Origin of the sequence: Pedobacter jamesrossensis (assembly GCF_042650905.1) — a bacterium.
In the GTDB taxonomy this organism is placed as follows: domain Bacteria; phylum Bacteroidota; class Bacteroidia; order Sphingobacteriales; family Sphingobacteriaceae; genus Pedobacter; species Pedobacter jamesrossensis.
The window spans coordinates 24,149-39,851 of the sequence record NZ_JBHSBY010000038.1 but is presented as its reverse complement, the minus strand read 5'-3'; the positions used below and the strand labels follow the sequence as shown (position 1 = coordinate 39,851).

General features: G+C 34.4%; 10 protein-coding genes. 9 read left to right on the top strand and 1 reads right to left on the bottom strand.

Features of this window, described 5'->3' with window-relative positions:
* The first annotated feature begins 21 nt into the window (after positions 1–21).
* From ACFOUY_RS08630 to ACFOUY_RS08590, 9 genes are all read left to right on the top strand, one after another.
* Entirely contained in the window at positions 22–1,020 is a 999-nt protein-coding gene (locus ACFOUY_RS08630) for an AAA family ATPase (RefSeq protein ID WP_378960105.1), read from the top strand.
* Positions 1,020–1,907, top strand: a complete 888-nt coding sequence (locus ACFOUY_RS08625; protein ID WP_378960104.1) for a DUF58 domain-containing protein — start codon at positions 1,020–1,022, stop codon at positions 1,905–1,907. The genes ACFOUY_RS08630 and ACFOUY_RS08625 overlap by 1 nt, the downstream gene beginning before the upstream one ends.
* Before the next feature lie 3 nt (positions 1,908–1,910).
* Positions 1,911–3,281, top strand: a complete 1,371-nt coding sequence (locus tag ACFOUY_RS08620) for a BatA domain-containing protein (protein WP_378960103.1) — start codon at positions 1,911–1,913, stop codon at positions 3,279–3,281.
* On the top strand, positions 3,268–5,400 hold the full coding sequence (locus tag ACFOUY_RS08615; protein ID WP_378960102.1) for a DUF4175 family protein: 2,133 nt from the start codon (positions 3,268–3,270) through the stop codon (positions 5,398–5,400). Before ACFOUY_RS08620 ends, ACFOUY_RS08615 begins: the two co-directional genes overlap by 14 nt.
* A gap of 4 nt (positions 5,401–5,404) precedes the next feature.
* The gene (locus ACFOUY_RS08610; RefSeq protein ID WP_378960101.1) at positions 5,405–7,201 is read left to right on the top strand and encodes a hypothetical protein; all 1,797 of its coding nucleotides are present in this window, start codon (positions 5,405–5,407) and stop codon (positions 7,199–7,201) included.
* 90 nt (positions 7,202–7,291) lie between these two features.
* Positions 7,292–8,926 (top strand): TldD/PmbA family protein, encoded by a 1,635-nt coding sequence (locus ACFOUY_RS08605; RefSeq protein ID WP_378960100.1) that lies wholly within the window; start codon positions 7,292–7,294, stop codon positions 8,924–8,926.
* A 2-nt stretch (positions 8,927–8,928) separates the two neighbouring features.
* A complete protein-coding gene (locus ACFOUY_RS08600; RefSeq protein WP_378960099.1) occupies positions 8,929–10,245 on the top strand; it encodes a TldD/PmbA family protein in 1,317 nt (438 codons plus the stop codon).
* A gap of 61 nt (positions 10,246–10,306) precedes the next feature.
* Positions 10,307–11,947: a TldD/PmbA family protein gene (locus tag ACFOUY_RS08595; RefSeq protein WP_378960098.1), complete on the top strand. Its 1,641-nt coding sequence runs from the start codon at positions 10,307–10,309 to the stop codon at positions 11,945–11,947.
* A gap of 800 nt (positions 11,948–12,747) precedes the next feature.
* Positions 12,748–14,802 (top strand): tetratricopeptide repeat-containing sensor histidine kinase, encoded by a 2,055-nt coding sequence (locus ACFOUY_RS08590; protein ID WP_378960097.1) that lies wholly within the window; start codon positions 12,748–12,750, stop codon positions 14,800–14,802.
* Here the strand turns inward: ACFOUY_RS08590 and ACFOUY_RS08585 are convergent, their stop codons facing one another.
* Positions 14,803–15,690, bottom strand: a complete 888-nt coding sequence (locus tag ACFOUY_RS08585) for an SMP-30/gluconolactonase/LRE family protein (protein WP_378960096.1) — start codon at positions 15,688–15,690, stop codon at positions 14,803–14,805.
* Between the last annotated feature and the right edge of the window lie 13 nt (positions 15,691–15,703).

Genomic DNA, 15,703 nt, shown 5'->3' with positions numbered 1-15,703 from the left:
CAAACTAAAAAAACTATTGTTTTGGAGCGTTCAGAAACTAACTTAAAAATATTGATCAGTAAGATCTCCCAATTAAAAAGCGAAATACAAAAAGTAATTGTTGGGCAGGATGTAATAATCGAAGAAATGTTAATTGCTTTAATGGCTGGTGGACATTGCCTTTTAGAAGGTGTACCGGGTTTAGCGAAAACCTTAATGGTTAAAACCATGTCGCAAGCACTTGATTTATCTTTTAGAAGAATTCAGTTTACACCCGATTTAATGCCTACCGATATTGTTGGAACGGAAATTTTGGAGGAAGATCATGTTACAGGAAAGCGTTTCTTTAAATTTAACAAAGGGCCTTTGTTTGCAAATATTGTTTTAGCAGATGAAGTTAACAGAACGCCTCCAAAAACCCAATCGGCACTTTTAGAAGCCATGCAAGAATTCGAAGTAACTTACGGCGGACAAACTTATCCATTAGATAGACCATTTTTCATCCTTGCAACACAAAACCCAATAGAACAAGCGGGCACCTACCCCCTGCCTGAAGCACAACTCGATCGCTTCTTATTGTATATTAAAATTGGTTATCCAACTGCGGCAGAAGAGTCAAGAATATTAAGCAGCACAACTGGTGCTAAGAAAGTAACAATTAACCCAATTATAGGTGCCGAAGAAATTAAAGAGTTACAAGCAATAACTCGCGAGGTAAGCATAAGCGATGACTTAATTACCTATGTAAGCGAAATTATTAGGGCAACAAGACCAGATACAACTACTGTACCTTTTGTTAAAGAATGGGTACGTTGGGGTGCCGGACCAAGAGCTGGTCAAGCCTTAATTCTTACCGCAAAAGCCAGAGCGTTATTCTATGGTAGATATGCTGTAATTATGGACGATTTACAAACAATGGCTTATCCAGTACTTCGACACAGGGTTTTAATGAACTTTAAAGCAGAGGCTGAAAATGTTTCATCGGATAAAGTTACAGATGAATTGATTAAGGCAATATCAAAACCAAAAGCTAATATTTAATGAGTAAACTGCTCAATCCAAAAGTATTAATGGCAATTAAAGACCTGAATTTGTCTGCTAAAATGACAATCGATGGTTTTATGAGTGGCATTAATAAAAGTACGGTTAAAGGGCCTGGATTGGAATTTAGCCAATATAGAAGCTACCAGCCTGGCGATGATTTACGCTCTTTGGATTGGAAAATGTTTGCCCGTTCTGACCGTTATTATATTCGGGAATCGGAGGTAGAAACCAATATTTCGGTTCGCATACTAATTGATGCAAGCGCATCGATGAATCATAGCGATGGAGATTTTACCAAAATTGAATACGCAAGATATCTAGGCGCTTCACTCGCCTATCTAGCTAATTTACAAGGAGATGCAATAGGCTTGTATGTTCTTAAAAATTCGGGTATTTTTTCAATGACACCGAAACAGGATTATCAACATTTGGCAAGACTATTTTATCAATTAGAAAATATAAATCCTAATGGAGAATTTACCAAACCAATATTTTATAAGGAACTTTTTGCTGGTGCACAAAAACGAGAGCTCTTAATTTTTGTTACCGATTTATATCAAACAGATGATGAAATTATTCATCTTCTGGATACTTTAAATACACTTCGCCACGAAATTGTTGTGTTTCATATACTCTCCAGAAACGAACTCGATTTAGATTTTAAAGGTTACTCTACATTCGAAGATTTGGAAACCGGAGAAACCATTCAAATCGACCAGTCGAAAGCAAGAACAGAATATAAAAACAAGCTAAATGCTTATTTAGAAGATACAAGAATTAAAATGCTCGACAGAAGAATTTTTTACCGAACAATTTCTACTGATGAGCCTTTAGATCAAGCGTTAAGAGATTTTTTAAAACAAAGAAGTAAACTTAGAATTTAGCCTGTGCAATTGTTATATCCCATCGGTTTACTCGCATTAGCAGGTTTAATTATTCCGCTAATTATCCATTTATGGAATGTTAAAGAAAGTAAAACGCTAAAAATTGGCAGCATTTCGCTATTGGGTGCTAGTGCCCGTACAAGTTCTAAAAGTTTTCGCATTACCGACTGGTTGCTTTTTATTTTACGTTGTCTTTTAGTTATTTTAATTGCTTTTCTTTTGACTCAACCTTATATCAGAAAAACTATAAATTCTAAAAATAAAGGTGGATGGATTCTGGTTGAAAAATCTAAATTCCCTGAAGTTTTTAAAAATAACCGAAAGCAGATAGATTCATTAATAAAAATTAATTACGAGATACACGATTTTAATCTGGGATTTGATTTACTGACGCTAAAAGACACAATAGCCCCGGAAAACCGAAAACAAGCCAATGAAGTAAAATATAGCGCTTTAATTAGTGAAATTAACAGTAAAATTCCATCAGGTTCTTCAGTTTATCTATATGCGAATCAACCTCTAAATCAATTTGATGATGAATTACCTTCAATTAATTATAAATTAAACTGGAAACCGATAAACCAAACTGATACAATAAGTAATTGGATTACACAATTTGCCGACAAAAAATACGAAGCAAAATCTACGCCTTCTTCTGTTTATTATAATGCTTTAAATAATGAGAATACTTCAGTGATTTCAGTTACAATTTATGATGAAACTGGTAACGATGCTAAATATATAAAAGCTGCTTTAAATGCTATTTCTAGTTTTAGTAAAAGAAAAATTGAAATCAATCAACAAAATAAATCATTCGATGTGGGTTTTTGGTTATCTGAAAAAGCAGTATCTAATAGCTTTAAAAATTCAATCAAAGCAGGTGGAAGCCTTTTTGAATATGAAACAGGAAAAATTATTTCAGAAAAATCAATCATTAATACCGAAGCCGGGAGCGTTGATTTAAACAAGAGACTGACATCTGCTAAACCATTTACAAAATTATGGACCGATGGCTTCGGAAATTCAATTCTATCAGAAGAAAAAAAGGATCGTTTAAATATTCTTCACTTTTACAGCAGATTAAATCCACAGTGGAATGATTTGGTATGGAATGAAATTTTTGTAAAAACCATAATGCCAATTGTAATTACGGATAAAAAAAATAGTGATTTCGGTTTCGAAGATAATCTCAACGACCAAAGAAAAATGCCTTTAATTCAAACGGAAAATATTGAAATAAACAAAGGAGAAAAGCAGGTAAATATTACAACAGATGAACCTGTAAACTATATTTTTTGGACTGCTGCATTGTTGATTTTAGCGCTCGAACGCATTTTATCATTCAGAAAAAAACCAGGTTATGTTAAAAACTGAAGGACAAGATTGGATTCATAACTTAAGAATAAAGTGGATTGCACTTTATCTGATTAGAACAATTGCTATCAGTTTGGCCATTGCCTTAATTTTATCTGCAATTGGCATTTATATGCTTCAGCTTTCGGCTTGGATTTTTGCAATTGCGTTTACTTTAATTTTAGTGCTTATTTTGTTTATCAAGCCTATTTGGAAAACAACCGATGTCGATATCTCCAGATACATTAATAATCAATATCCTGAGCTTGAAGAAAGTGCCGATTTATTATTAAAAAACCCAGCAGAACTTTCATTATTACAGCAATTTCAAAGAACCAAAATTGAGGCAGTATTACCAACCATTCGCCAGCCTGAAGAACCTTTAAAAAGACTTTACATCGGTTTAGGAATTCTTGCTGCAGCTTTACTAATAAGTTTTATTGTTTCAAAAGTTCCTGTTTCAACTAAAAAAGAACAATCTGTTGTTCAAAAGCAAAATTCAATTCCTAGAATAAAAGAGCAAATCCCAGTCGAGATTTCGGATTTCAGCGCTACAATTACTCCGCCAGCTTATACAGGAAATAATGCCAGAGCACAAAAGCAATTCTCAATAAAAGCCGAAACTGGTGCAAAAGTTAACTGGAAAATTGAAACAAATGTTGCCATTAAAAAGCTTAAAATCATTTTTAATGATAAAGAAATAACGACATTAAAACCTACAAATTCAACTTCCAGTAGTTTTGCTTATTCAAAAACAATAGATAAGGCTGGTTTTTATCAGTTGGAATTAGATGGCAAAAAATCAGACTTATATCAAATAGAAGTTATACCAGACTTGCCTGTTAATATCAAAATTACCCAGCCAAAACAACGTACAACAATTGATATTGGCAAGCCCCAAAAGTTTACCTTAAATGCAACTTTAAATGATGAATATGGAATAAAAGATGCTTTTATTTCGGCAACAATGGCCAGTGGAAAAGGTGAAGGTGTAAGTTTTACAGAGAAAAAAATATCATTCGATACAAATTTTGGAAATAGAAAAAATATATCCTTAACAAAACAAATTGATTTAAAAACTCTGGGAATGAAACCCGGCGACGAACTATATTTCTTTATCAAGGCGATGGATAATCATGGTCAGTCTAGCCGTTCTGATGTTTATTTTGTTTCGATTGTAGATACTACTGAATTGATGAGTTTAGTCGGTATGACAAATGGCGTAAATCTGGTTCCAGAATACTTCAGAAGTCAGCGGCAAATTATTATCGACACAGAAAAACTGCTTAAAGAACAAAGTACTATCCCAGCCGAAGCTTTCAAAAACCGCAGCAACAATTTAGGAATTGATCAAAAACTATTAAGGCTAAGATATGGGCAGTTTTTGGGTGAAGAAAATGAGACTGAAATTGGAGGCGACCATGATGACCACGACGAACATGGTGAGCATAAAGAAACAGAGGAAAAATTTGGTGATGTAACCGCTATAATGGATAAATATTCTCACAAACACGATATCGCTGAAGATGCTACCTTTTTTGAGCCAGAAATGAAAGCCCAGCTAAAAGCCGTTTTAACTGAAATGTGGAATTCGGAATTGCGATTGAGAACATATAAACCACAAGAAGCTTTACCATACGAATACAAAGCACTTAGATTACTTAAAGATTTACAGCAAAAATCGAGAGCTTATGTGGCAAAAACAAACGTAAAAACGGCTTCATTAAAGCCAGAAAAACGGCTAAGTGGAGAGTTAGATAAAATTACTCAACCTGTTCAAAAAATGAGTTTTGAGCAAAAAGAGTTAAGAAACGCATATTTAAAAAACACACTTTCACTTTTAGAAAGCAGAAAAGAAGGCAGAAAATTTACAACTAATGATAGATTTTTGTTGAGTGAAACGGAGAAATATATGATTGGTTCGGCGGCAGACAATCCGGCTACCTATTTAAACGCCTTAACCAGTTTAAGAAAATTATCTTCAAGCAATAAAATTTTAATTAAAGATATTGATATCGCACAAGTTGCAATACAAAACATGCTGAAATTCGAATTTTCTAAACCACAGATTCAAAGCTCAAAACCTGCTTCGTCTTTGTATCAAGGTTATTTCAAAAACCTAAATAAAACAGGGAAATAGATATATGGAATTTAAATACATCGCTATTCTTGTTTGTTTAATATTGCTTGCATTTAGTCTGTTCAAAGAATTTAAAAGAACCGATAAATCCAGATTAATCTGGAGGATTTTAGCTTCTGTTCTAGCAATTGGTTGTTTTGCCTTATTAATCATTCCAATAAAATATGAAACACATTTGCAACAGCGGGCAAACGAAATCTTTTTGTTAACGGATGGAACAAATCCCGATTCTGTTTCAAAAATTAAAGGCAAAAAATACATTTTATCATCCGCCAATGCTACTGAATTAAAAAGCAGTAAAGCCAAATCGATTGAAAATCTCTCCTATTTTTTAAAGGCCAACACAACGATTAAAAAACTTAACATTTACGGGTATGGGCTAACGGATTCAGAATTAAAAAGTTCTAAAGGGTATGAGATTTCCTTTCATCCATCTGCAAATCCCACTGGAATAATTTCGGCTAACTGGCAGCCAAAAATAAAAGCTACTAAATCTTTCCTGGTTCAGGGAATTTTTCAAAACGCAGGCAAAAAACCTGTTAAACTTATATTAAAAGGCTTAGGTTCAACAATCGATTCGGTTAATATTAATGCGCAATCTACATCACCATTCTCTTTTAAAAATAAGCCAAAGCAAACTGGAAAAGCTATATATCAATTAATTGCACTACAGGAAGGCGATACGATTGCTAAAGAACCTGTTCCATTTATTGTTGAAGAGCAACCACCGATGAAGGTTTTAATCTTAGCTTCATTTCCAGATTTTGAATATAAGTTTTTAAAAAAATGGCTTTATGACAATCAATATCCTTTAGCTTTTAGAAGTCAGATAAGCAAAAACAAATACAGCACAGATTTCCTGAATATGGATAGTTTGAATCTTAACCGAATTAATAGCACTACATTAAAAAGATTTGATGTTTTAATTATTGATGAAGAGGAACTAGCTGCCATAAACACCGAAGAGCGCTCTTCTATTGATAATGCTGCTAGCAATGGAATGGGATTATTTATTAGGATCTCAACTGTTAAACCAACAACCACTTTAAGCGCAAAATTCAGTCGTTACGAAACTCCTGCACTAAAAGAAAAAACGCTAAGCCTAAACATAAAAGACGAAAATTCTAAACTAACAAAGTTACCTATTGAACAAAACTTATTCCTTAAAGCAGGTACTAATGACCAACCATTAATTACCGATAACACTAATAAAATTTTGGTTAATAGCAGAATTAGTGGTGCTGGCAAAATCATAATTTCATCATTATCTGCAACCTATAATTGGCTTTTATCTGGAAAAAAAGCAGATTATACGGACTATTGGTCTACTCTTTTATCTAAAATAGCTCGTAAAAAATTAGAACTACAATCGTTAAGAATAATTCCACAATTCCCTGTCGTTAATCAAAAAATAAGGTTTATTGCAGATTTGAGTGAGGAAAATAAAATACCTTCAATAAAAATTGATGACGTAAAGCTGAGTCCTCGTCAAAACATGGAATTGCCATTTCAATGGGATGCAATTTCATGGCCACAAAAAGAAGGTTGGAATAATTTATCGGTTAATCAGCTTAATCAATCATTTTATGTTTATCAGAGAAATGACTGGCAATCATTAAAAAATCAAGCAAAAATAGAATCTAGAGAGCAATTTTTAAAAAATAGCGTTGATGTAAGCGATAAGAATGCAAAAACCAATCAGATTATCTATAACGAAGTATCTAAATGGTATTTCTTTGCCGGATTTTTATTATCAGCAGCTTTTTTATGGTACGAATCGCGTATCATCAAAGATAAATAACCGATTGAAACTAAAATGTTATATTCAAAATAGGTCAATTCATTATACAATTGGCTATCTTGTAATCGTAAACCACCTAAACTGAACCAATTGAAAAGAAAAGATTTCCTCTATTTGTCCGGAATGGGTATGGGCGCTTTAATGCTTCCCGACCTCTCCGCATTCGGAACTCCCATAGACCCACTACAGGCCCTGGATGGAGTTGATGTAAAAATTAAAAAAGAACTAGCTGATGTTGCACTTAATGCAGCAAAATCGAAAGGTGCAAACTATGCAGATATTCGCATTGGCCGTTACTTAAACCAGTTTGTTGCAACCCGCGAAAAACGCGTTCAGGGTGTTGCAAACACAGAATCTTATGGTGTAGGTATTCGCGTTTTAGTTAACGGCTGCTGGGGTTTTGCCGCAACAAACAATGTTACTAAGGATGCAATTGCTAAGGCCGCAGAACAAGCCGTTGCTGTTGCAAAAGCAAATGCTAAAATTGGGGGCGAACCTGTGCAACTTGCCCCTCAAAAGGGTTATGGCGAAGTAAGCTGGAAAACACCAATTGAAATTAATGCATTCGAAGTTCCGGTAAAAGAAAAAGTAGATTTACTACTTAATGTTAACGATGTTGCCATGCAGAATGGCGCTAACTTTGTTAACTCTGTAATTTTTGCCGTTAATGAGCAAAAGTATTTTGCATCAACTGATGGCTCTTATATCGATCAGGATGTTCATCGTATATACCCTAACTTTAATGTGACCAGAATTGATAGAGAATCGGGCAAGTTTAAAACCCGCAACTCGCTCAGTTCGCCAATGGGCAAGGGTTACGAATACATGCATGCACGCCCGGAAGATAAAGTTTCTGGCATTGTAACTCGATATAAAGGCCGCTACGATATGCTTGAAGATGTTAAGGAAGCTGCTCGCGTAGCTACTGAAAAGATAAAAGCAAAATCTGTTGAACCTGGTAAATACGATTTAGTTTTAGATCCATCTCATCTTTGGTTAACCATTCATGAGTCAGTTGGTCACCCAACGGAGTTAGATCGAGTATTGGGTTATGAAGCAAACTACGCTGGTACAAGTTTCTTAACACTCGATAAATGGGAATCTAAAAAATTCAAATTCGGAAGTGATAAAGTAAATATAGTTGCAGATAAAACCCAGGTTGGCTCATTAGGTGCAGTTGGTTATGATGATGAGGGTGTGAAATGCAAGAAATGGGATTTGATTAAAGACGGTACATTGGTAAGTTATCAAGCAATTCGCGACCAAGCACACATCATAGGTTTAACCGAATCAAACGGATGTTGTTATTCTCAAGGTTGGGATGATGTGCAGTTTCAGCGTATGCCAAATGTTTCACTTCAACCGGGAAAAGAAAAACTTAGCGTTGATGATATGATTAAAAATGTTGAAAAAGGCATTTATATCATTGGTGATGGAAGTTTTTCTATTGATCAGCAACGTTACAATTTCCAATTTGGTGGACAAATTTTCTACGAAATTAAAGAAGGAAAAATTGTTGGCATGTTAAACGATGTTGCTTATCAGGCAAATACCCAAGAATTCTGGAATTCTTGTAATGCAATTTGCGATGAAAGCGATTACCGATTAGGTGGCTCGTTTAACGACGGAAAAGGTCAACCAAGTCAAAGTAGTGCCGTTTCTCATGGTAGTTCTACTACAAGGTTTAATGGAGTTAATGTTATAAATACAGCTAGAAAAATATAATTATGGCCATATTAAGTAAAGAAGAAGCCCAAGCGATATTAAAAAAGGTAATTGGCTTTTCAAAAGCAGATTCCTGCGAAGTAAGTTTAAGGGGATCAGACGGAGGAAACATTCGTTATGCACGTAATGCAGTTTCTACAGCGGGCCAAATTAGTGTAATGAGCTTAGGTGTAAGTTCTACATTTGGTAAAAAAACTGGTTCTGCAACAATAAATGAATTCGATGATGCATCGTTGCAAAAAGTTGTAAAAAGAGCAGAAGAATTAGCCATGTTGGCGCCCGAAAACCCTGAGTTTATGCCACTTTTAGGCCCACAAACTTTTGCAGAATCTAAAACATTTAATGCCGCTACAGCAGCTATTACGCCTGATACCAGAGCGGAAATGGTTGGAAAAAGTTTAGGTGTTTCTAAAGCTGCAGGTTTAGACGCCGCAGGTTTCTTAGAAAACTCTACGAATTTTAATGCGATAATGAACTCCAAAGGTTTATTTGCATATAATAAAGGTACGAATGTTTCATTCTCCGTTACGGTTAGAAATAAGCAAGGAACGGGTTCTGGTTATGTAGAACAAGATTTTAATGAACTTGCAAAAATGGATACACTTGCTTTAAGTAAAATTGCTGCAAGTAAAGCAAATGGTTCGGCAGGTGCAAAAGCTATTGAACCCGGTAAATACACTGTTATTTTAGAACCTTTAGCAGCAAGCGATATGCTTGGCAATATGTTTAGAGGTTTTGACGCTAGAAGTGCAGACGAAGGCCGTAGCTTTATGAGTAAAAAAGGAGGTGGCACACGTTTAGGAGAACAATTATTTTCTGAAAATGTGAACATCTACTCAGATCCAATGAATCCTGAATTACCTTCTTCTACATGGACAGGCGATGGTTTACCTGTAAAAAGAACACAATGGGTAGAAAAAGGTGTGGTTAAAAATCTATCATATTCTAGATATTGGGCTGCTCAAAAAAATGTAGAACCAATTCCTTTTAGCCGTAGTATTGTAATGGAAGGTGGGAACCAATCATTGGAAGACCTAATTAAGAGTACAGAAAAAGGGATTTTAGTAACTCGTTTCTGGTATATCCGCTCGGTAGATCCTCAAACTTTATTGCTTACAGGACTAACACGTGATGGTACTTTTTATATTGAGAATGGCGAAATTAAATTCCCACTTAAAAACTTCAGGTTTAACGAAAGTCCGGTAATTATGCTAAATAATGTTGAGGCATTAGGCAAACCAGTAAGAACCGGAACAGGTATGATTCCACCAATGAAAATTCGTGATTTTACATTTACATCATTATCTGATGCTATTTAAATAATTAAAAACAGCGACGATTAATTTCTTCGCTGTTTTTTTACCATCAAAATTACAAAAATTGAGAAGACGAGATTTTTTATATATGACTGGTGTTGGAGTGGGTACAACCATTCTTCCGAACCTATCCGCCTTTGGCAAAATTATTTCTGTTGAAGAATCTTTAACACCTGTTGATGTAGCCTTGAAGAAAAAAATGGCCGATGTTGCTTTAAACGCAGCAAAAACCAAAGGCGCAACCTACGCCGATGTTCGCATTGGCCGATACCTAAATCAAGTTGTAGCTACAAGAGAAACACGGGTAGAGAACATTTCCAATTCAGAATCTTATGGCTTAGGTGTTCGTGTTATTGCTAACGGAAGCTGGGGCTTTGCCGCAACTAATAATTTAGATAATGCAAGCATTGCAAAAGCTGCCGAAGCTGCAGTAGCAATTGCAAAGGGCAATTCTAAGTTAATGGAAGAACCTGTTCAGTTAGCTGCTCAAAAGGGCTTTGGCGATGTTAGCTGGAAAACACCTGTAGAAATTAATGCTTTCGAAGTTCCCATTAAAGACAAAGTCGATTTGCTTTTAAATGTGAATAGCGAAGCTATGAAAGGTGGGGCAAAGTTTATTAGTTCGAATTTATTTATGATAAATGAACAGAAATATTTTGCTTCTACTGATGGTTCGTACATAGACAAAGATATTCACAGAATTTGGCCAACTTTCACTCTAACTAAAACCGATGCGGCAAGTGGCAAATTTGAAACCAGAAATGCATTAAGCGCTCCGATGGGAATGGGTTTTGAATACTTAAAACCGAGGGATGAAGAAAAAATTAAAGGTGGCCCAGTAACCATGTACAAAAAGCGTTACGATATTTTAGAAGATGTTCGTGAAGCTGCCGTTCATGTCGATGAAAAACTTAAAGCTAAACCAATTGCCCCAGGTAAGTATGATTTGGTGTTAGATCCTTCTCACCTATTCTTAACCATCCACGAATCTGTTGGTCACCCAACAGAATTAGACCGAGTTTTAGGTTACGAAGCAAATTATGCAGGAACTAGTTTCTTAACGCTAGATAAATGGGAATCAAAAAAATTCAACTTTGGAAGTAAGGAAGTAAATATTCTGGCAGATAAAACTGAACCTGGTTCTTTAGGCGCTGTGGGTTATGATGATGAAGGTGTAAAGTGCGGTAACTGGGATATTATTAAAGATGGAATTTTGGTTAATTACCAAACAATCCGCGATCAGGCACATATTTTAGGACTGAAAGAATCTCAGGGTTGCTGCTATGCAGATAGCTGGGATAGTATTCAATTTCAAAGGATGCCAAATGTTTCATTAGCCCCTGGTAATGCCGCCTTAAGTGCCGCCGAGATGGTTAAAAATGTTGAGAAAGGTATTTACATGTTTGGTAGAAACTCTTACTCCATTGACCAGCAACGTTACAATTTCCAATTCAGTGCGCAGTTAGCCTACGAAATTAAAGAGGGCAAAATTGTTGGTATGTTAAAGGATGCAGCATATCAAGCAAATACACAGGAATTCTGGAATTCTTGTGTTCAGCGATGTGATAAAAATGATTATCGCTTGGGTGGTACTTTTTCTGATGGAAAGGGTCAGCCAGGACAAGCAAGTGCGGTTTCTCATGGTAGTGCAACTACACGTTTTAATGGCGTAAATGTTATTAATACAGGAAGAAAGTTAGGTTAAATAATTGCCAGAGTTATGCTCTGGCAATTTTATCATATGATTTTATAATCATCCTATTAAGCTACGAATAGCCTCTTTTAGTCTGAATAGAGTCGAAGGATACTTATGTTTACCACCTAAGAAACCTTAGAATATTTTAGCATGGCATTCTTCTTTAGGATTTCAGCTTTTAGCTAGCCTGTCAATCCTGAACACAGTCGAAGGATACTTATTTTAGAATCTATAAAGCTACAATTGACGTTATATAAACTGATGTTTTAAGGTATCTAAGAAAATCTAAGCTGATCCATGGTCTGTGTCTTCACAGAACATAATCATTCATTCCCCTAGTTTACTTACTGTTAACGTCACTTATATTGATTTTATGAAATAAATTAACCCTCAGACTAACACTAAACCTTTTCCTCCACTTAAACATCTGAGAATAGAACTCATATTAGGAACGATATAGTTTGGCCTAAAATCGGTTGATTTGTTACAATCAACAGAAAATGAAAATATGTTCATATTTAATGAAACATGGGCAAACCAAAATGGACTAAACTTATATAACGAACAACCTTATCTAAAGGCTTTTCAAAATGAATCAAAGGCAATTATTGATGAGGTAATAATTTATAAAAGTGACAAAATAGACTAAGTAATCCACTACAAATCAATGCAATAAAAAAGGCTGGCTTAGTAACATTCGAAGTCGATTTTTTCAAACAACAAGCAACAAACATTCCTTATAGTTTTAAAATACAATTAAATAGCGATATATTTGAATTTAAATACAAATTCAATATCATATCAAGCTTATGGTTCATAATAGAACAATAATAATTCTATTATCTATTTTACTTTGGTCTTGCAAACCACCATTAAAAAATAATCCAGACAATAAGTTAGCTGTAGATAAGATTATTGACGAGGCTACTAATCTTTACGATTTAGAACAGCCAGACAAAGCAAACTCATTTTTACATTCATCTTTTAATACATTAAAAAACCCAGGAATCGGAGATTTGTGGCAAAAGTATAATCTAAAAGGGAAAAGAATTTTTTTAGCGCTAAGAATAAAAAATGATACTGCAGGCTTAGCTAAAGCAAAAATTTATGCTGATAGCATGTTTAATATTATCAAAGATAACAAAGTAGAAGAGCGATATAATAAACAACTTTATTCATCATATATTTTTAAAGGTGATATAGAGCTGGAATACGAAGCCTACTACCAGGCATATAAATATTTCTATTCAGGCAAAATACTTGCAGACAAAACATTAACAGATTGTGATAAATCTGATTTTTATAATCGTTTTGCTGCATTATGCTTTTTACAAGGAAAATTTAAGCAAGCAGCGCATTTGTATTTAGAGGCATATCGTGGCAAACAAAAATGCGAAACCAACTTTAAAAATTACCAAGAAATACAAGGTGCACTAGACAATGCTGGTTTAAGCTACCAAAACATTAAAATGACGGATAGCGCATTTATTTGCTATCAAAAGGCATTGAAATTTATAGATGAAAATGCTTACAGATTTCCAAGTAAAAAGAATTTCATAAGAGAGGCTCGAGGCGTTGTTTTTCATAATATAGGTGATATCTATCTGGATAGTGGCAAAAATGAACAAGCAGAATTTTATTTTAATAAAAGTATTGAGAATAATGGCTCTGTAGGAATTGAAAAGCGAAATGCCCAGGTTGCTCAGCTAAAATTGGCTAGATTATATCTTAATTTAGGAGAACTAAAAAAAACAAAAGTTTTAATTGATAAATCTCGAATTCAAATAGATTCGATACCCAATGAAAGATGCGAGTTATTATGGCTAAAATTAAATATTGATTATTTAAACTTTACTCATCAGTACGCTGAAAGTAGTCGGTACCTAAATAGTTTCTTAACATTGCAGCAAAAAATAAACAATAAAGAAAGAAAACTGAATGAAGCTGATGCAAATAATGAATTTTTTAACTTAAAAAAAGATTATGAGTTAAGCTTACTCACAAAAGAAAATCAATTAAATAGCCTGTATTTAATTTTAGCAGTTGGTTTTTCGGTTATGGCTTCTTTTATTCTTTATCAAATGTGGAAGAATTTTAAAACTTCAAAAAAGACCAATATACCTTTAACATTACTAAACAAGCAAGTTAATGAGCAGAATCTAAATCTTCAAGACACACTAAACGCCTTAGAGCAAAGTCAGGAAGAAAACAAACGCGTAATGAAAGTTGTTGCCCACGATTTACGTAGCCCCATTGGAGCAATTGTAAGTTTAGCAGGATTTATGATGGAGGATGAGAAATTACAAACGGAGGAATTGCAAATGATAAGCTTAATTAAATCTTCTGGTTCGGATTCTTTGAAGTTTGTTAATGAGCTGCTAAACAGAGAGTCTACTGTAAGAGAACTAGATAAAGAACTTGTTGATTTAAATACTTTATTAACTTATTGTGTAAACCTATTGCAATACAAAGCTGATGAGAAAAAGCAAAAAATCATTCTAAAGAGTAGGTCCATAAGTTTTAATCTGAACAGAGAAAAAATTTGGAGGGTTGTAAGTAATCTAATCACCAATGCAATTAAATTTAGTTATCCAGAATCAGAAATAAATGTTAACCTTGATATAGAAATAGATAAGGTTTTGATTACAGTTACAGACAAAGGTATGGGTATTCCGAATGAAATGATCAGTACCATTTTTACAATATCTGAAGATATAAAAAGGGCAGGTACAGAAGGAGAAAAATCATTCGGAATGGGACTTGTAATTTCTAAACAAATTGTAGAGGCACACGGGGGTAAACTTTGGGTTGAAAGCATTCCATCGAACGGAACTACTTTCTACGTAGAATTACCAATCGTTTAATTATTCTACTCCTTTTGCGTTAGTATTGATTGAATAAAGTGATTTAGAAGCCGTAATAAACAAGATGTTCCGGTCTTTACCACCAAAACAAATGTTACCACACCAATTTTCTGGCACATTAATGTGTCCAATCTTTTCGCCAGTTGGTTTATAAATATCAACACCTTTTCCTGTTATATAAATATTTCCCTCGCTATCCAAGGTCATCCCATCAGAGCCTTGCTTTAAAATTAGTTTTCGATTGCTCAACGAGCCATCATTTTTTATTTCGTACTGATAGGTTACATCGGCAACCCTATCGGCAACATATAAAATTTTACCATCGGGCGTACCTACAATTCCATTTGGCCTTACTAAGCTATCTGCAACAAGAACTGCTTCCTTTTTCCCTTTTGGAAGATAATAAACTTTTTCTCCAACAATTTCAGGTGCTTTTCTCGTCCAGTAATCACGTTGATAATACGGATCGGTGAAATAAATCCCCCCCCTTTTGTCAAGCCAGATATCATTCGGACCATTTACCTTTTTGCCCTCAAAATCTGTAAATAAAACTTTTATTTTTTTGTTCTTATCTATAGACCAGATTTGGTTATTTTCATCAGCGCAAACAATTAAATTTCCTTTTTTATCGAAATAAGTTCCGTTAGCCCTCCCCGATTTATCCATGTATAAACTTAGCTTTCCATTGATATCATATTTCCAGATTTTATCGTTTGGTTGGTCGGTAAAAAATATATTTCCATTCTTATCAACTGAAGCACCTTCTGTAAATGCAAATTGAGAAGAAATTAATTTCAAACTATCCTGTACAAAAATTGGATGAGCAGATTGAGCAAATGATCTTATCGAAATGGATATAAATACCAAAAGGATTAAATATTTTTTCATAAATGATTTTTAT

Bases quoted from the DNA above. Each gene is read 5' to 3' on its own strand.
- ACFOUY_RS08625 (WP_378960104.1), top strand. From the start codon at position 1,020: ATGAGTAAACTGCTCAATCCAAAAGTATTAATGGCAATTAAAGACCTG.
- ACFOUY_RS08615 (WP_378960102.1), top strand. From the start codon at position 3,268: ATGTTAAAAACTGAAGGACAAGATTGGATTCATAACTTAAGAATAAAG.
- ACFOUY_RS08610 (WP_378960101.1), top strand. From the start codon at position 5,405: ATGGAATTTAAATACATCGCTATTCTTGTTTGTTTAATATTGCTTGCA.
- ACFOUY_RS08600 (WP_378960099.1), top strand. From the start codon at position 8,929: ATGGCCATATTAAGTAAAGAAGAAGCCCAAGCGATATTAAAAAAGGTA.
- ACFOUY_RS08590 (WP_378960097.1), top strand. From the start codon at position 12,748: ATGGTTCATAATAGAACAATAATAATTCTATTATCTATTTTACTTTGG.
- ACFOUY_RS08585 (WP_378960096.1), bottom strand. From the start codon at position 15,690: ATGAAAAAATATTTAATCCTTTTGGTATTTATATCCATTTCGATAAGA.